This is a genomic window from Lactobacillus kefiranofaciens (genome assembly GCF_014656585.1).
GTDB classification, from domain to species: Bacteria; Bacillota; Bacilli; order Lactobacillales; family Lactobacillaceae; genus Lactobacillus; species Lactobacillus kefiranofaciens.
In genome coordinates this window covers 1,191,458-1,208,427 of the sequence record NZ_CP061341.1, presented here as the reverse complement: position 1 = coordinate 1,208,427, position 16,970 = coordinate 1,191,458, and the positions used below count along the sequence as shown (strand labels likewise).

Annotated in this window: 14 protein-coding genes and 1 pseudogene; 10 read left to right on the top strand and 5 right to left on the bottom strand. The window is 37.1% G+C overall.

Translation table 11 applies throughout. The features are described from left to right. Positions 1-325: 325 nt before the first annotated feature. Positions 326-835 (bottom strand): Cys-tRNA(Pro) deacylase, encoded by a 510-nt coding sequence (gene ybaK, locus ICI50_RS05995; protein ID WP_056941316.1) that lies wholly within the window; start codon positions 833-835, stop codon positions 326-328. A 61-nt stretch (positions 836-896) separates the two neighbouring features. On the opposite strand from ybaK, the gene prmA reads away from it, so the two are divergent. Genes prmA through dtd form a run of 4 tightly spaced genes read left to right on the top strand, consistent with a single transcriptional unit; the run spans position 897 to position 4,954 of the window. Then, entirely contained in the window at positions 897-1,844 is a 948-nt protein-coding gene (gene prmA, locus ICI50_RS05990) for a 50S ribosomal protein L11 methyltransferase (RefSeq protein ID WP_013854223.1), read from the top strand. 55 nt (positions 1,845-1,899) lie between these two features. Next, positions 1,900-2,262, top strand: coding sequence for a hypothetical protein (locus tag ICI50_RS05985; protein ID WP_054640095.1), 363 nt, complete (start codon positions 1,900-1,902; stop codon positions 2,260-2,262). 14 nt (positions 2,263-2,276) lie between these two features. Then, entirely contained in the window at positions 2,277-4,517 is a 2,241-nt protein-coding gene (locus tag ICI50_RS05980; RefSeq protein WP_013854221.1) for a RelA/SpoT family protein, read from the top strand. Beyond that, positions 4,517-4,954: a D-aminoacyl-tRNA deacylase gene (gene dtd / locus ICI50_RS05975; RefSeq protein ID WP_013854220.1), complete on the top strand. Its 438-nt coding sequence runs from the start codon at positions 4,517-4,519 to the stop codon at positions 4,952-4,954. Before ICI50_RS05980 ends, dtd begins: the two co-directional genes overlap by 1 nt. Before the next feature lie 294 nt (positions 4,955-5,248). Here dtd and ICI50_RS05970 read toward each other — a convergent pair whose 3' ends face one another. Then, a complete protein-coding gene (locus tag ICI50_RS05970; RefSeq protein ID WP_013854565.1) occupies positions 5,249-6,100 on the bottom strand; it encodes an IS982-like element ISLh1 family transposase in 852 nt (283 codons plus the stop codon). 92 nt (positions 6,101-6,192) lie between these two features. Here ICI50_RS05970 and hisS point away from each other — a divergent pair, with 92 nt between their 5' ends. Together hisS and aspS are read left to right on the top strand one after the other, a co-directional pair. After that, the gene (gene hisS, locus ICI50_RS05965) at positions 6,193-7,479 is read left to right on the top strand and encodes a histidine--tRNA ligase (protein ID WP_013854219.1); all 1,287 of its coding nucleotides are present in this window, start codon (positions 6,193-6,195) and stop codon (positions 7,477-7,479) included. Between the two features lie 4 nt (positions 7,480-7,483). Beyond that, the gene (aspS, locus tag ICI50_RS05960) at positions 7,484-9,337 is read left to right on the top strand and encodes an aspartate--tRNA ligase (protein ID WP_013854218.1); all 1,854 of its coding nucleotides are present in this window, start codon (positions 7,484-7,486) and stop codon (positions 9,335-9,337) included. A 53-nt stretch (positions 9,338-9,390) separates the two neighbouring features. Here the strand turns inward: aspS and ICI50_RS05955 are convergent, their stop codons facing one another. Together ICI50_RS05955 and ICI50_RS05950 are read right to left on the bottom strand one after the other, a co-directional pair. Continuing rightward, positions 9,391-10,575 (bottom strand): aminotransferase class I/II-fold pyridoxal phosphate-dependent enzyme, encoded by a 1,185-nt coding sequence (locus tag ICI50_RS05955; RefSeq protein WP_013854217.1) that lies wholly within the window; start codon positions 10,573-10,575, stop codon positions 9,391-9,393. A 95-nt stretch (positions 10,576-10,670) separates the two neighbouring features. Continuing rightward, positions 10,671-10,928 carry a hypothetical protein gene (locus ICI50_RS05950; RefSeq protein WP_013854216.1) on the bottom strand — a complete coding sequence of 86 codons (258 nt, stop codon included), beginning with the start codon at positions 10,926-10,928 and terminating at the stop codon, positions 10,671-10,673. A gap of 91 nt (positions 10,929-11,019) precedes the next feature. Between ICI50_RS05950 and coaBC the strand changes: the two genes are divergently transcribed. From coaBC to ICI50_RS05930, 4 genes and pseudogenes are all read left to right on the top strand, one after another. Then, on the top strand, positions 11,020-12,210 hold the full coding sequence (gene coaBC, locus ICI50_RS05945; protein ID WP_056941317.1) for a bifunctional phosphopantothenoylcysteine decarboxylase/phosphopantothenate--cysteine ligase CoaBC: 1,191 nt from the start codon (positions 11,020-11,022) through the stop codon (positions 12,208-12,210). Between the two features lie 577 nt (positions 12,211-12,787). Further along, positions 12,788-13,585 carry an aldo/keto reductase family protein gene (locus tag ICI50_RS05940; RefSeq protein WP_279593571.1) on the top strand — a complete coding sequence of 266 codons (798 nt, stop codon included), beginning with the start codon at positions 12,788-12,790 and terminating at the stop codon, positions 13,583-13,585. Between the two features lie 43 nt (positions 13,586-13,628). Next, positions 13,629-14,441 (top strand): Cof-type HAD-IIB family hydrolase, encoded by an 813-nt coding sequence (locus tag ICI50_RS05935; protein ID WP_056941318.1) that lies wholly within the window; start codon positions 13,629-13,631, stop codon positions 14,439-14,441. Positions 14,442-14,505: 64 nt separating this feature from the next. Beyond that, a pseudogene (locus tag ICI50_RS05930) lies at positions 14,506-15,520 on the top strand (NAD(P)-dependent oxidoreductase). Positions 15,521-15,526: 6 nt separating this feature from the next. On the opposite strand, the gene ICI50_RS05925 reads toward ICI50_RS05930, so the two are convergent. Then, positions 15,527-16,912, bottom strand: a complete 1,386-nt coding sequence (locus tag ICI50_RS05925; RefSeq protein ID WP_054640093.1) for an APC family permease — start codon at positions 16,910-16,912, stop codon at positions 15,527-15,529. Between the last annotated feature and the right edge of the window lie 58 nt (positions 16,913-16,970).

The following is a 16,970-nucleotide window of genomic DNA, read 5'->3' as shown; positions in this document are numbered from 1 at the left end:
TACAAAAATCTATATATCAAGTAAAAAGTATTCACATGACAATATTTTATGTACATAAATATAAAATAGCGATCATCAATATGAAACAATAAAAAAAGAGCAGTATTAAACTACTCATTTTTAAATATCATTAACTTGCAACTTTATTTGGCTATTGCTAATGCTGTCACAACAAGTGCAGCGATAATAGCGACTGTAAAGCCGACAATCCCTAATAATATATTCAATTCAGTCATCTTCTTCTATAATCAGTCACGTTCTACATGTGGTACAAAACTAGTTTAACATAAAAATAAGATAATGACTTAATAAATTTGAAGCGCTTTCACTCTTTTAAATCAACGAATGGAGCATGACAGAACTTAGCCAAGTCTTTTGGATTGAGAAAAACGCTTCGACCAAGTTCACCACTTGAAACAGCAATTTCATCGTTCTTTTTCATTGAATCATCAAGATAAATAGGTAATTTTTCCTTAAAATAAATACCAATTGGAGTGTTTGCACCATGAATGTAACCTGTCGTTTTGGCTAATTTCTTTAAAGGAAGCATTTCACATTTTTTATTACCAGATACCTTAGCCAATTTTTTCATGCTGAGATGCTCAGTAATGGGCACAACCCCAACTAAAGGGCCAGTTTTATTTCCTTCACAAACCAAGGTTTTGTAGACTAAATGCTCTTTCTCTTCTAAAATAGAAGTGTCCATTTGTGCGACCCCACCTTTATCTTTGGTTACCGCAAATGAAGTTTGATGATACTTGATCTTATGTTGGTCTAAAATTTTTTCTACTAATGTTTTTTCAAGTTTATTCTTTTTATTTTTCTTCTTTGACATATTTATCACCTTTAATCATGATAGCATTGCTCAAAGAAAATCCCAAAGGAGTTTTACATTAATGAAATTATTAATTATTAAAATTGACACTAGTCATGAAGTAGAAGATGCGCTTGGCATTTATGCAATGGATAATCTAAATGCATTAGGGATTGAGTCTAGACAGCGCAACGATTTTGAACAAGCAGGGTGGTTGCATGACTCAACCGTGGTTGAGATGGATGATATTAAGGATTTACCTAAGGATACCTATTTTTATGCTTATTTTGACGAAGAAGCAGATAAGGATGATTTAGTTAAAAAGTTTGCGGAAAAGTTGCAAGAGCTGCAAGGTTATGGTCTTAAGATTGGGGATGCAAAAATTACTACTTCTTACATTAAAGATCAAGATTGGAATACCGCTTGGCAGAAGTACTACCATGTCATTGATTTTTCAAGACACTTAGCAATCGTTCCTGAATGGGAAGACTATCAGCCAGCTTTTAAGGATCAAAAGCTGATTAAGCTTGATCCAGGTTTAGCCTTTGGTACTGGCAATCATAAGACTACTCAACTTGCGATGATGGGGCTTGAACGCGATATTACTAAAAAGCCAATTAGTGTGGTTGATGTTGGTACTGGATCCGGTATTTTAGCCATTGCAGCGGCGAAATTAGGTGCTACTGATATTTTAGCTACCGATATTTCTGATGAATCAATGACTGCAACTAAGCAGAATGCTGCCTTGAACCAAATCAAAAATATTCGAGTGCAAAAGACTAGTTTATTAGCTGATGTTAAAGGAAAGTTTGATATTATTGTAGCTAATATTTTAGCTGAAATTTTGCTTGATTTGATTCCGCAAATGGACGCCCATCTAAATGAAGGAGGAAAGGTTATCTTTTCAGGGATTGATTACAAGCAGTTGCCTAAGATTCAAAAATCTCTTGCTGAGAATGGGTTCAAGATTGATCTAACTATGAGACAAGGTCGCTGGATTGGGTTAGCAATTACTAGAAAAGATAAATAAACGTGGTAAAATAATATCAATTAAATTAAACTTTAATGAGAGGCATAGATTTTTAATGAAAAATGGTGGAAAGAAGACCCAAGAAATTCCAATAGTTAAAAAAATGAGTAAGTATGTTTGGATGCCGCTCATCTGGTGGAGTATCTTAGCTGCGGTTTTGCCTTATATTTTCAGTCTTTGCCGGATACCAATTGTTTGGCGTTTAGGATTGCTTTTTTTCGTAATTAACTGTGCAATTGCCTATCATCTGGGTTGTTTAATCGTACGATTGAAGCTTAATTATGGTTGGATTTTGTTAATGCCGATCCTATTTTGTTTAGCAATTTTGCCGCATTTTGCACTCTATAATTTAATGTTTGGTTTAATTTATTTAATAATTGAAGTTTTCGGACTAATGAATAAGAATATTTATCGCTAGAAGGGATGACCAGAATGTCCAAATACGTTGAAATGACTCATGATCAGGTAATTGATGCCTGCAAAAAGTATATGAATGATGATCAAGTTGCCTTTGTTGAGAAAGCATATGAATTTGCTGATAAGGCCCATGCTGGACAAAAACGGGCATCTGGACAACCTTATATTATTCATCCCACTCAAGTTGCAGGGACTTTAGCAACTTTAGGATTAGATCCAGATACTGTAGCCGCTGGCTTTTTACATGATACAGTGGAAGATACGCCAGTTACTAACGATGAATTAAAAGAAAAATTTGGTGAAGATGTCGCCTTTATCGTTGATGGCGTAACTAAATTAAATAAATACGAATATAAGTCTCATCAAGAATTTTTGGCTGAAAATCACCGTAAAATGTTGATCGCAATGGCTAAGGACTTGCGGGTCATTATGGTCAAATTAGCTGATCGTTTGCATAATATGCATACTCTGCAGCATTTGCGTCCCGATAAGCAACGCAGAATTGCTTCTGAAACCATGGATATTTATGCACCACTAGCCGACCGTTTAGGTATTGGGACAATCAAGTGGGAACTAGAAGACATGAGTTTTCACTATCTTAACCCAGAAGCTTACTATCGCATTGTTAATTTGATGGACGTTAAGAGAAGTCAACGTGAAAAATATATCGCTGATACCATTAAGACATTGAAAAAGACTTTGGATGAATTGGGCATTAAGTACGAGATTTATGGCCGTCCTAAGCATATTTATTCTATTTACAAAAAGATGGTCAATAAGCACAAAGACTTCGATGAAATTTACGATTTGTTGGCTGTCCGTGCAATTGTTAAAAATGTGCGTGATTGTTATGCGGTCTTAGGTGCCGTCCATACCGAATGGAAACCGATGCCAGGCCGCTTTAAGGACTACATTGCCATGCCTAAGGTCAACGGCTATCAATCACTCCATACTACTATTATTGGACCGGGTGGTCGACCTCTAGAAATTCAAATTAGAACTGAACAAATGCATGAAGTTGCTGAATACGGTGTTGCTGCTCACTGGGCTTACAAGCGTGGCAACTTTAGCGGTGTGCAAACTACCTCTTCTGGTGAAAAGTTAGACATGGTACGTGAGATCCTTGAATTAAAGGATGAGACTAAAGATGCTGGGGAATTTATGAAATCCGTTAAAAGCGATATTTTCTCGGACCGTGTATATGTATTTACCCCAAGAGGTGAAGTATATGAATTGCCTAAGGGATCAGTAACTTTAGATTTTGCATATGCAATTCATACTCAAGTTGGTAGTCATGCCGTAGGGGCAAAGGTTAACAATAAGTTAGTACCACTAGATTACAAGTTAAGAAATGGTGACGTCATTGAAATTATGACGCAGACTAATGCCACACCATCGCGCGACTGGGTAGATATTGTTAAAACTTCTAGAGCTCGTAATAAGATTCGGCGTTACTTCAGAAGTCAGGATCGTGAACAAAGCATTGAGCATGGACAGCAAATGCTTGCTAATGTGATCCGTGAAGAAGATCTTGCTCCAAAAGATTTTATGGATAAAGAGCATATTGAGAAGATCTTAGATCACTTCAATTACCATACTCCAGATGAATTGTATGCTGCAGTGGGCTTTGGCGATTTATCTGCACAGGCCGTAGTCAACCGTTTAACAATTGATTTACGTCGTGAAGATGAGAAGCAAAAGCAAAAAGAATTAGAAGAAAAGATTCTGAATTCTGGTCAACAGTCCATACAAGAGGAACAGCCAAAAAAGAACACCAATTCAGCTATGAAGGTAAAGCATAAGAATGGCGTTATGATACAAGGCGTCAGTGATTTAATGCTTCATTTGGCTAAGTGTTGTAATCCTGTTCCAGGTGACAAGATTATTGGCTATGTTACCAAAGGTCGCGGAGTAACGATTCATAGAGCAGATTGTCGCAACATTACCAAGGAAGCGGCACAGCAAGGGCGTTTGATCGATGTGGAATGGGAAAATGTTGAAGAAAACAGTGTTCAGTCATTCAGCGCCAATATCGAAGTCTTTGGCTACAATCGCTCTAATTTATTGAGCGATGTCATTAACAAGTTGAATTCACTTACCAAAAACATTACCAATATTTCTGGTAAAGTTAATGAAGACAATATTGCTCATATGTACGTTACTGTGGCGGTTAAGAATGCCGATCAGCTTGATGAAATTTTAAGTAAATTACGCGACATTCCAGATGTTTACGAAACTAAGAGGTCAGATAATTAATGAGAGTTGTAATTCAAAGAGTTAATCACGCCAAGGTAAATATTGCTGGCAAAACTGTTGGCAAGATCGGCAAAGGGTTTATGTTGCTAGTCGGCATCAAGAACGGAGATGAACTCTCTGTTGTTAAAAAAGCAGCCGATAAGATTGCTAAGATGCGAATTTTTGAAGATGAAGAGGGCAAAACTAATTTATCTTTAAAAGATGTCGGCGGTGAAATTTTAAGTGTTAGTCAATTTACTTTAATGGCTAATACTAAAAAGGGCAATCGTCCTAGCTTTGTTGATGCCATGCGTCCTCCGAAGTCTAAAGAACTATGGGAAGACTTTAACAAAGAACTTGAAGCAGATGGCTTTCATGTTGAAACTGGTGAGTTTGGTGCTGATATGCAGGTTGACCTAGAAAATGATGGACCATTTACAATCGTTTTGGATTTGTAAAAAATCGCTTACAAAGGTTGACTTTAAAGCTGTAAAAATATAAGCTAAAAAAGAATTATCGATGACAAAGAATGAAGATTAGCGATGATCTATTTTTAGAGACTGCTTGTTGTGGTGCAAGAGCAGATAGATCAGAATCTGTGACACCTTTATCAGATAATGGATCGTTTGGCGAGCGTTAATCGCAGCAACCAAAAAAGGTGGTACCGTGCTAATTTGAGCGCCCTTGATTAATTTCAGGGGTGCTTTTTATTTTTATCAAGATAGCAAAATATAAAAAGGATACGCGTGGTGCTAGTTAAATCGTTCTAGACAATAAGCCAAATTATAAGCTAAAATTGCAATTTCTAACCGGCTTTGAAAGCCTATCAGACTACGTGCTCGATTGTTCTCGGCATTGTAATAGGTCAGAAGCGAAAAGTCGCTTTCAATTGTTCTGCGAATAGCCATCAATTGATGATCATTGTGCTTTTTAGCTCCTGTCATATTTTTACGATATGGTGTCCAAAGTTCATAACCCATTTGTTTTAGCTGTTGATGCAGTTCTTTGCCTAAATAGCCTTCGTCGCCAAGAAGATAGTAATTAGATGGATGGGTATTTTCCATCAGTTCAACTGTCTCCCTGGCATCATGAACTGATGCTTTTGTTACGACATAATCAAGAATGTAACCGTCATCGCTAACAATGGCATGAACTTTGAAACCATAAAAGTAAATTTTCTTGGTGGCCTTATAACCAATGTTGGCATAACCGCCAAAAATTTTAGCACGATAGTTGCGAATTGGTTGGCAAACAGGTACCGGAAAGCTGTCAATGATCAAGAACTGTCCATTCAGGTCAACCTTTTTATTCATTTCTTGCCGTATCTGATAAATCAATTGCAATAGCTGACGTGAACGTCGATTAAAACGTGAGTGTGATAAACAATTGAAACATTCACAGAATCTTCTTTGTGATTCAATTCCTGTCTTAGCTTGCCAGATAAGTAAAGCCAAAATCAGACTGTCCGTAGTTTTAATTTGATCAATATTTCGCCGATGAGTAAACTCAGCCGGTGCATACAAACGATACCAGTGCCGACAAATTATCACTAAATCTTTAAAACTAACTTGTAAATGGTGGCTAAAACGCTTAAGGCAGTTCAATCAGATCAGACTCTTTTCTTTTTGATACTACAACTTGAGTCTATATTAACTAAAACGATTTAACTAGCACCACGCGTAAAAAGGATGATTAAATGAGAGTTCAAAAACCAAAAGGTACAGTTGATATTTTGCCTGATCAATCTGGTTCATGGCAAAAAGTCGAAGAAACTGCAAGAAACTTCTTCAATCGTGCCAATTACCGTGAAATTCGCACGCCTAGTTTTGAAAATTATGAGATTTTTTCACGTTCCAGTGGTGACAGTTCAGAAATTGTAGAAAAGCAAATGTATGATTTTAACGACAAAGGCGGTCGTCATATTGCTTTACGTCCAGAAGGTACGGCTGGCGTAGTTCGTGCTTACGTCGAAGACAAGATGTACGCTCCAGAAGTAGTTAAGCCATTTAACGTTTTCTACATGGAATCAACTTTTAGATATGAAAGACCACAAGCAGGTCGTCAACGCGAATTTCACCAAATCGGAGTTGAAAGTTTTGGCTCAAGCAACCCATTATCAGATGTGCAAACTATCATGATGGGGCATGATTTGCTGGGTGAATTGGGCGTTAAGAATTATCAACTGCATATCAATACTTTAGGTAATGAACAAGTGCGTAAGGATTACCATGATGCTTTGGTAAATTACTTTACTCCGGTAAAGGATGAATTATCAGAGGATTCACAAAGAAGATTGCGTGATAATCCTCTTCGTATCTTAGATTCAAAGGATGACTGCGACAAGAAGTTCTTGCCAGATGCACCTAAGATTCGTGATTTCTTGGATGACGATTCTAAGGCTAACTTTGAAGCAATCTTAAAGATGCTGGATCAATTGGGCATTGATTATGTCATTGACGATGACTTAGTTCGTGGTCTTGACTACTATACTGGCGTAATTTTTGAATTCATGGTTGAAGATAAGAGTCTTTGGGAATCAGCTACTACTATCTTAGGCGGTGGTCGTTACGACCATTTGGTAGAAGAATTTAATGGCCCAGCTACTCCAGCTGTTGGTTTTGGTATTGGTGAAGAAAGATTAATGCTTGTTTTGGAAAAGCAAAATCCTGCTTTGTTTAAGAATGAAGGCTTAGACTTCTTCATCACTAATATCGGTGAAGGAACCGCCCAAAAAGCAATCGAGATTGCTAGAAGCTTGCGTAAGCAAGGCTTTGAAGCTGATTTTGACGTTAACCAAAAGAAGCTTAAGGCGCAATTTAAGAAGGCTGACCGTGATCATGCTAAGTTCGTTATTACTTTGGGTGAAAAAGAACTTGAAAATGGCGTCTTAAACGTTAAGCGTTTGGCTGATGGCAAGACCATTGATTTGAGTTTAGAAGATCTCAATGATATGAGTAAGGTAATGGGAGAATTAAAGGATTAGCATAATGGAAAAGATTGAAAAAAGAACAGATTATTGTGGCAATATTACTGAAAAGTATATCGGCGAAAATGTAAATCTTTATGGTTGGGTACAACGTGTACGTAACCTGGGCAACTTGGTATTTATCGACTTGCGTGACCGTGAAGGCTTAGTACAAATTGTGGTTAATAAGGATTCTGGTAAGGACTTGATGGATATTGCCGACTCTCTTGGCAATGAATACGTTCTTCAAGTTAAGGGTAAAGTTGTTAAGCGTTCAGAAGTCAACCCAGATATGAAGACTGGTCAAGTTGAAGTTGACGCTACTGATATTATTATTTTAAATAAAGCTAAGAACCCTCCATTTGAAATTAAGAACGGTGTAGAAATTTCAGAACAAACTAGATTAAAGTACCGTTACCTTGACCTTCGTCGTCCAGAAGTTCAACAAGCTATCATCTTACGTTCAAAAATTTTGCGTGCAACGCACGAATTCTTTGACGAGAATGGCTTCATTGATATTGAAACCCCAATTTTAGGCAAGTCATCTCCAGAAGGTGCACGTGACTACTTAGTTCCATCAAGAATTTACCCAGGTAGTTTCTACGCTTTGCCACAATCACCACAATTGTTTAAACAATTATTAATGGGTGCTGGTTTTGACAAGTACTACCAGTTAGCTCGTTGTTTCCGTGACGAAGACTTGCGTGGTGACCGTCAACCTGAATTTACTCAAATCGATATGGAAATGTCATTTGCTGACGAAGAAACTATCCAAGGCTACACTGAAGGTCTTTTAAAGAAGATTATGAAGGATGTTAAGGGTATCGACCTTAAGACTCCTATTAAGCGAATTACTTGGACTGATTCAATGAACAGGTACGGTTGTGACAAGCCAGATACACGTTACGGCATGCTTATTCATGACTTAAGTCCAATCTTTAAGGATAGTGACTTTAAGGTATTCTCAGGTGCAATCGCTGACGGCGGCTTCGTTAAGGGTATTGCCGTTAAGAATGGTGCTAAGGAATACTCACGCAAGAAGATCGACAAGAAGGCTGACTTCATCAAACGTTTTCACGCTAAGGGTTTAGCTTGGGTTAAGTTTGAAGATGGCGAATTCTCAGGCCCTGTTGCACGCTTTTTAACTGATGAAAACAAGGAAGCTTTGAAGAAGGAATTCAATCTTGAAGGTGGAGAATTAGTTGTCTTCATCGCTGACAAGTGGAAGGTCTGCTGTGACAGTTTGAACCACTTGCGTCGTGAATTTGCTCATGAAACTGGTATTATTCCTAAGGGCGTTTATGACTTTGTCTGGGTTGTTGACTGGCCATTATTCGAATATGATGAAGGTCTTGGTCGTTGGGTTGCAGCTCACCACCCATTCACCATGCCAGATGATAAGGGCGTTGAATTATTGACTACTGAACCTCATAAGGCTCACGCACGCAGCTACGACATCGTTATGAACGGTGATGAAATGGGCGGTGGCTCAATTCGTATTCACAAGCGTTCAACCCAAGAAAACATGTTCAAGGCATTAGGCTTCACTAAGAAACGTGCTTATGAACAATTCGGTTACTTGATGGATGCCTTAGATATGGGCTTCCCACCTCACGCAGGTTTAGCTATTGGTCTTGACAGATTTGCTATGATGCTTGCCGACAAGGATAATATCCGTGACGTATTGGCCTTCCCTAAGAATGCTAGTGCTTCAGAACCAATGATGCATGCTCCAGCTCCAGTTGCTGATCAACAATTGAATGATTTAGGTATTGAAGTTGAAGACAAGTACCAAGATAGTGTTAAAGCAACTGAAGCTCGTCTTGAAAAGATGGCAGCAGAGGATGCTGAAGAAAACTCAACTTGGGACAAGTAATAAATTAAGATATAAAAAAGGCGATCCAAAGGATCGCCTTTTTTGATACAGTTTTAAAGATTTTTTACAAAATTGATAATACGCTTTAGAGCTTCTTGCATTTGTTCATTTGAAGAAGCATAGGAAAGACGAACATATCCTTCGCCACCTTTACCAAAATAACGACCAGGAGTTACACCAACTTGAGCTTTTTGGGCTAATTCAAAGGCAAATTGCTCGTCATCAGTGCCATATTGCTCTGGAATTTTAGCGAAAATATAGAAAGCACCTTGAGGTGTGGCCATTTCAAAGCCAACTTTTTCCAGCCCAGTTTTCATAAATTGCAAACGCAATTCATAAATTTTTTTCGCTTCTTTGGGATCGTCGTGTCCATTGTTTAAGGCTTCAACCGCCGCCATCTGAACGTTGTCTGTCACCGCTGTGACTAAGAAAGCATTAATTTTACAAATGCTTTGCATTATTTCCTTGGGACCTGCTATGTAGCCCAATCGCCAACCAGTCATTGCGTAAGCTTTAGATACGCCAGAAATTAAGATATTGCGATCTGGAATATATTCAGAAAGTGAATGGTGCTTTACTGTGTCATAAACAAGTTCTGCATAAATTTCGTCAGTTACAGAATAAATTTGATATTCTTTGATTACTTCTGCAAGTTCTTTTAAAATTTCAGCGGGATAAACGCGGCCAGTTGGATTAGATGGGTTAGTAAGAATAATCGCCTTAGCTCCCTTGCCACGACCGTCTAAAACATGGCGTAAGTGTTGAGGGGTGAGGATAAAATTATCTTTTTTGGTATCAATTTGGATAGGAATTGCACCAGTCAATTTGATTAATTGAAAGTAAAGTGCCCAAACTGGGGTTGGCACTAGAATCTTGTCACCAGGATTAAGCAAGGCCATGAAGACATCGTTTAAAGCACCTGTAGCACCAACAGTTGCACAGATTTCACTTGTAGGATCGTAATGAATACCAATTTTGCGTTCAAGATAGTTACTAATTGCATCAAGTAGTTCCGGTTTACCTGCTTGAGGAGCATAGTGTGAATCATTAGCTTGGATGTCACGGATTGCGGCATTTTTGATATGATCTGGCGTATTTAGATCAGGTTCACCAATGGTTAACTTAATAATACCAGGAATACTTGAGACTTTTTGATCAAATGCACGAATTTTAGAAGCGGATAAATTATTAAGTCTTTTGTTAATAATAGGAGTTAAGTCACTAGATAAATTTGGCATATATGTATAAAATCCTTTCTTTAATACTATTGATTTTATCGAAGCAAACAAAAGAAGACAACATATTTCTTTTCAAAAAAAGAAATGACAGTAAATCATTTCTTCTTTAGCACTTTATTTAAATCGGTATAAATTGTCTTTTTTTTATTCAAATTATGTAGCAGTGGTGAGCTTGGCAAAGTGCCATTCATTGGTTTAGCTGGATGATGTGGCTTTTTGGGTTTAACTGATTGATCAACGATTTTGACAGTGTCAACATTATTTTTTGGTGGTGTTGGTGCTGCCGAGTTGCTACAAGCAGATAAACTCGCCCCTAGTAATAAGAGCAATAATAATTTACAAATAAGTTTCATTTTTCCTCCAAAATATGATCCCCGAAAGATATTCTACTATTTTTTTACTTAATGATAAAATAAAATTAAATTGAAACATGAAGGGATTAAGATGACGAGAATAACAGTATATATGACAGGTGGGATTGCGGCTTATAAGGCAGTAGAGGCAATCCGTGATTTGGAGAAAAAGGGTCATGAAATTAGAATTGTAATGACTAAAAACGCTGAGCATTTTGTAACCAGTAATACTCTTGCCGCCTTAACTAAGTATCCAGTTCTAGATGACTTATGGAGTAAAGAAAATGAAGCTAGCATTCCTCATGTACATTTGGCGTGCTGGACTGAATTAGCGTTAGTTTTACCAGCTACAGCAAATTTTATTGCTAAAATGGCTGTTGGAATCGCCGATGACGCAGCTAGTACGACAATTCTAGCTACTGCGGCTCCTAAGCTAGTAGTACCTGCTATGAATGATCAGATGTGGTTTAACCCGGCGACTCAACGTAATTTAGCTTTTTTGCGCAAAAACGGAGTCCAGATTATGGATCCGGCAACAGGAATGCTAGCAGAAGGCTATGCAGCTAAGGGGAGAATGCCAGAAATCACCGACATTGTTAAGTGGGTTGAAGATTTCTTAAAACAGAAAAAGCTTCTCCAAGATAAGACAATAATTGTAACGGCAGGTGGAACTGAGGAACCAATTGATCCTGTTCGTTTTATTGGAAATCGCTCCAGCGGCAAAATGGGAATTGCAATTGCAACGGCAGCAGCAAGTTTGGGTGCACAGGTAAAATTGATTTATGGGAATGTCACTACTACGTTGCCTCGAAACTCTAAGATTGATTTGATTTCTGCGCGATCAAGTGAAGATATGCTACAGGCGATAGAAAAACATTTTAAGCAGGCTAATATTTTAATTATGGCAGCTGCGGTAGCTGATTGGCGTATGCAAAAAGTGGCAGATCATAAATTAAAAAAGCAAGTTCAGCAACCAACTCTAAATTTAACTTTAGTTAAGACGACCGATATTTTGGCAACGATAGCTCATCATAAACAAGAAAACCAGATCGTGGTGGGCTTTGCTGCAGAGACTAATGATTTAATGCAGAATGCTGAAAAGAAACTGCAATCTAAAGGTGCAGATATGATTGTGGCTAATGATGTGTCGCAAAATGTTTTTGGCAATGATCAAGATCAAGTTACGCTTTTAGATAAAGATGGGACAATTAATCGTTGGGCGCGGATGAGTAAGATAGAGATCGCTAAGAAGTTGCTTAAAATAGTTGCTTCTAAGCTATAATATATATGTGTATATATTATAGCAAAAATATAAAAGCTGCTAATGTAATAATTTTGTAATATAGCAATCAACTATTTATGTATGTACTGAGACTATACAAATATATTTATTAAAAATAACATAAATTGCCTTTATAACCTCTAAAAAAGCTTGTTTTCCTACTTAAATCTAGTATTATAGGTAATGGGAATTAAGAGACTGAGGAGAAAGAGTTGATGCGTTAATAATCAGCCCTTTCTTTTTTATGGTTTAAATTCAAAAAACGTATAGAATTACTAAAAAAATTTCTATAATATAAGAAAGCATAGAGGACTTGATATGACGCACTTTATAGCGGGCTTAAATGATGACATGGTCTCATAGTTGATACAATATTTCTGATATACGTATAGGATTTAGTGATATATTGGTGTATGCTATAAGTAAGATGCAAAGGAATTAAAAATTATAAGACGACTAAGTTCTTAAATAACTATGCACATATAGGGAATAGAAGAGGCAGAGACATATTAGATAAAATGTAGAGGTGTAAAGTGTGTACTCTGATAAAACAATAACATTAAACAACGGAATAAAAATGCCTCAAATTCAGCTGGGTACCTGGCTCATCAACAACGATGACGTTAGAAAAACAATACGTCAAGCAATTGAGGTAGGTTATCGCGCCTTTGACACTGCTAAGGACTATGGTAATGAAACGGGTGTTGGTAAGGGTATTTGGAATTCCGACGTGGAACGTAGTGATATCTTTTTAACTACTAAATTACCAACTGCAGTTAAGGATTATGAAGGTACAAAAAAGGCAATCGATGATGCATTGGATCGATTTAGCTTGGAATATATTGATATGATGCTGATCCATTCACCTCAACCTTGGATTGAAGTGAATCGAACTAATGATCGTCATTTCGAAGGAAATCTAGAGAATTGGCGCGCAATGGAAGAGGCGGTTAAAGCTGGTAAGATTAGGGCAATTGGTGTTTCGAACTTTCTAGAAGAAGATGTAGATAATATTGTCAAAAATGGTAGTATTAAGCCAGCTGTTAATCAAATTGAAGTTCATATTGACAAAGTACCGAAAGAATTAATGGATTATTGCCAACAGTTAGGTATTCTAATCGAAGCATATTCACCACTTTCTCATGGTCGTTTGCTTAATGAACGCAAGGTACGAGAATATGCTAAGAAATATAAGGTTTCTGCAGCTCAATTAATGCTTGCTTTTGACCTACAGTTAGGTTGTGTTGTCTTACCTAAGAGTGACAATATTTCAGAAATGAAAGATAATTTAGCAGTTAATTTCAAAATCAGTGCTGAAGATATGGCAGAATTAATTAAATTGAAAGAAAAAGTACCTACTTTGTCAGTTTGGTGAGTATCGCGAAAAAGCGATACTTTTTTATTGGAAATCGAGAGTAATGGAAGATATTAAATTAATTGCCATTGATATTGATGGCACCTTAGTCAATTCTAAAAAGAAAATTACGCCTGCTGTTAAACAAGCAGTCTTAAGAGCGCGTCAAGCAGGGATGCAGATTGTTATTTGTACAGGTCGACCATTGTCTGGGGCACAGCAATATTTGGATGAATTAGGTTTAAATAATCAAGCTGATCAATATGTCGTTAGTTTTAATGGTGCTGTTGTTGAAACTACTAATGGTCAAGTTATTTTTAAGCAGGGATTGAATTATGAAGACTATATTGATCTAGAAGCAATTGCTCGTAAATTAAAGCTGCATTTCCATAGCGTTAGTTTGGATAGAATTTATACAGCTGAACGTGATTTAGGTCATTATACGATTTATAATTCTCGAGTGGTAAAATTAGAAGTTTCTTATCGAACACAGGCAGAGATGCGTCAAATCCCAATTATTAAGTGTATGTACATTGATGATCCAGCCTATTTAGATAGTAAGCTGGAAAGTCCATTGTTTAAGCAAATGGCAAGGCGAGTTGTTTTTTCAAAGACAGAGCCGTTTTATTATGAGGCTACTGCGGCTGGTGTTGATAAAGGAACTGGCCTAAAGAGATTATGTGATCATTTGAATATTGAGCCTAAAAATGTCATGGCTTTAGGTGATCAGGCTAATGATATGCCAATGCTTAAATATGCTGGTCTCGGAGTAGCGATGGGCAATGCAGTAGATTATACTAAAAAACATGCAGATGAAATAACTGCTGATTGTGATCATAATGGTGTTGCTGTAGCGATCAATAAAATCTTGAAATAAGATATTATTTTCCTTCAAAGAGTGTTATCTTTAACTAAAGCTATTGAATAGAGGTTTTGAAATAATGAATAAAGCAAAAGTTTTGGTTTTAGGCGGTTTTAAGGGACGATGCTTTAACTGATTTAAAGAATAACTGTGAAGTTACAATTGGTCCTGTAGGGTATCGTCCAGATGATGATCGTCAGTGGGTACTTGATCATATTGCTGAATATGATGGTGTGATTGTGGCTAAGATCCCTTTTGATAAGAAAATAATTGATGCTGCTAAGAATTTAAAAATCATTTCAACTTATGGGGTAGGTTTTGATCATATTGATGTTGCCTATGCTAAGCAAAAAGGCATTGTTGTTTCAAACTGTCCGAAAAGCGTGTTGCGTCCAACTGCTGAATTAACTTTAGCAATGATCTTGGGTTCAGCACGGCGGTTACGCTATTATGATCATGCTTTGCGTGAAGGTGTCTTTTTGGATGCTAATGAGTATGACAATCAAGGCTACAGTATTGAAGGCAAGACATTAGGTATTTTAGGTATGGGTAGAATTGGCCAGCAAGTGGCACGGTTTGCTAAAGCTTTTGGTATGAAGATAATTTATCATAATCGTCATTGTGTTGCTGAAGATATTGCTAATGAATTGCAAGCAAAATATGTTGATTTTGATACTTTAATTAAAGAGTCTGATTTCTTAACTTTACATTTGCCTTTGACTAAAGAAAGTCATCACGTTATTAATGCGGATGTCTTTAAGCAAATGAAGAAGACGGCATTTTTAATTAATGTCGCTCGTGGATCGCTCGTCAATGGTGAGGACTTAGTTTCTGCCTTAAAGAATGATGAGATTGCCGGAGCAGCACATGATGTCTTTGAAAATGAACCACATCCAAGACAGGAATTAGTGGAGATGGATAATGTAATTATGACACCACATGTGGGCTCGGCTACTCATGTTGCTCGTTATAATTTAACTAAAGAAGCAGCTGACAATATTTTGAATTTCTTTGAAAATAAACAAGCAGAAAACAAATTAATTAAAGGCAATCAAAAAAGCGCGATATTTGTTCGCGCTTTTTATTTTACATAATATTAATTATTCATGTTCTAGTTGACTGTGATGGTAACCATAAACAAAGTAAATTATTGCTCCAATAATTAACCAAATGCCGGCCATTAAATATATTTCTGAACTCAAATGACAGATCATGAAAATGCAGATTAAGCCAGAAATAATTGGTAAAAATGGATAGCCTGGAACTTTAAAGCCATCATTCGTAATATTTGTTCTTTTTCTTAATTTTAGAATGCCAAAGGAAACTAAGGTGAATGCAAATAAGGTACCAAAGTTAACTAGGTTGGCTAGCTGATCAACAGAGAAGAAAGCTGCTCCTAGTGCAATAATAATAGTGACTGCAATTAATGCATTTTGTGGTGAATGGTGCTTTTTGTCTAATTTGCTAAAGCTTGCAGGCAATAAACTGTCACGGGCCATAGCATAGATTAATCTGGAGCTGGAATAAATCATTGTCAGCATCATCGTAGCCATTCCTAACATCGCACCAAAGGACAAAAGCTCAGCCACCCAATTTTGGTGAACATATTGTAAAGCAAAGGCAACCGGATTGGAAACGTCAAGATGGGTATAATTGACCATTCCAGTTAATACGATGGATACGCCAAAGTAAAGTACGGCTGCAATTGCTAGTGTTCCAATAATGCCGATTGGCATGTTCTTCTTAGGATTCTTAACTTCAGCAGCTGAAGAAGAAACAACGTCAAAACCGAGAAAGGCAAAGAAAACTGTCGTTGCTCCCTTAATTACACCAGAAAAATGATAAGGCAAAAATGGGTGGTAATTGCCTGGTTTAATAAATTGTAATCCTACGAAGATAAAGATTAGAATAATCGCAATTTTAATCGCAACGGCGACGACATTGATTCTAATCGAATTTCGCATCCCATTTGACAAAAGAATACTGATTAAAAGAATAATTAAAACTGAAACTAGATCAAAATATACACCATGAGATAAATTCATTGGACCTGAAATAGCTTGAGGCACCTTTAAACCAAATGGGGCGATGAAGGAACTAAAATATGAGGACCAGCCAGCAGCTACAGTGGCTACTGATAGCATATATTCCAGAATTAATGCCCAGCCGATAAGCCAGCCGGTAAATTCACCATAGACGATGTTGCCATAAGAATAGGCACTACCAGCCACTGGAATTGCAGAGGCAAACTCTGCATAGCACATGCCGGCTAATGCACAAACAATTGCAGCTACGACGAATGATAAACTTACTCCAGGTCCTGCTAATGTAGCTGCAACCGTACCAGGCAGAATAAAGATTCCGGTTCCAATTACTGCGCCAACCCCGAGTGACATTAGATCGACCGCATTCATTGTTTTAGAGAACTTGATATCTTTGCCAAGATAATTCTGAATGCTTTGTTTTCTAAAAATGTTAAATTTCACACAATCATCCCTTTAATATAAAGATAGATTAATTTTACATTATATTTTTAATTATTTG

Bases quoted from the DNA above. Each gene is read 5' to 3' on its own strand.
- aspS (WP_013854218.1), top strand. From the start codon at position 7,484: ATGGAAAAGATTGAAAAAAGAACAGATTATTGTGGCAATATTACTGAA.
- ybaK (WP_056941316.1), bottom strand. From the start codon at position 835: ATGTCAAAGAAGAAAAATAAAAAGAATAAACTTGAAAAAACATTAGTA.
- hisS (WP_013854219.1), top strand. From the start codon at position 6,193: ATGAGAGTTCAAAAACCAAAAGGTACAGTTGATATTTTGCCTGATCAA.
- ICI50_RS05940 (WP_279593571.1), top strand. From the start codon at position 12,788: ATGCCTCAAATTCAGCTGGGTACCTGGCTCATCAACAACGATGACGTT.
- coaBC (WP_056941317.1), top strand. From the start codon at position 11,020: ATGACGAGAATAACAGTATATATGACAGGTGGGATTGCGGCTTATAAG.
- ICI50_RS05985 (WP_054640095.1), top strand. From the start codon at position 1,900: ATGAAAAATGGTGGAAAGAAGACCCAAGAAATTCCAATAGTTAAAAAA.
- dtd (WP_013854220.1), top strand. From the start codon at position 4,517: ATGAGAGTTGTAATTCAAAGAGTTAATCACGCCAAGGTAAATATTGCT.
- prmA (WP_013854223.1), top strand. From the start codon at position 897: ATGAAATTATTAATTATTAAAATTGACACTAGTCATGAAGTAGAAGAT.
- ICI50_RS05980 (WP_013854221.1), top strand. From the start codon at position 2,277: ATGTCCAAATACGTTGAAATGACTCATGATCAGGTAATTGATGCCTGC.
- ICI50_RS05955 (WP_013854217.1), bottom strand. From the start codon at position 10,575: ATGCCAAATTTATCTAGTGACTTAACTCCTATTATTAACAAAAGACTT.
- ICI50_RS05950 (WP_013854216.1), bottom strand. From the start codon at position 10,928: ATGAAACTTATTTGTAAATTATTATTGCTCTTATTACTAGGGGCGAGT.
- ICI50_RS05935 (WP_056941318.1), top strand. From the start codon at position 13,629: ATGGAAGATATTAAATTAATTGCCATTGATATTGATGGCACCTTAGTC.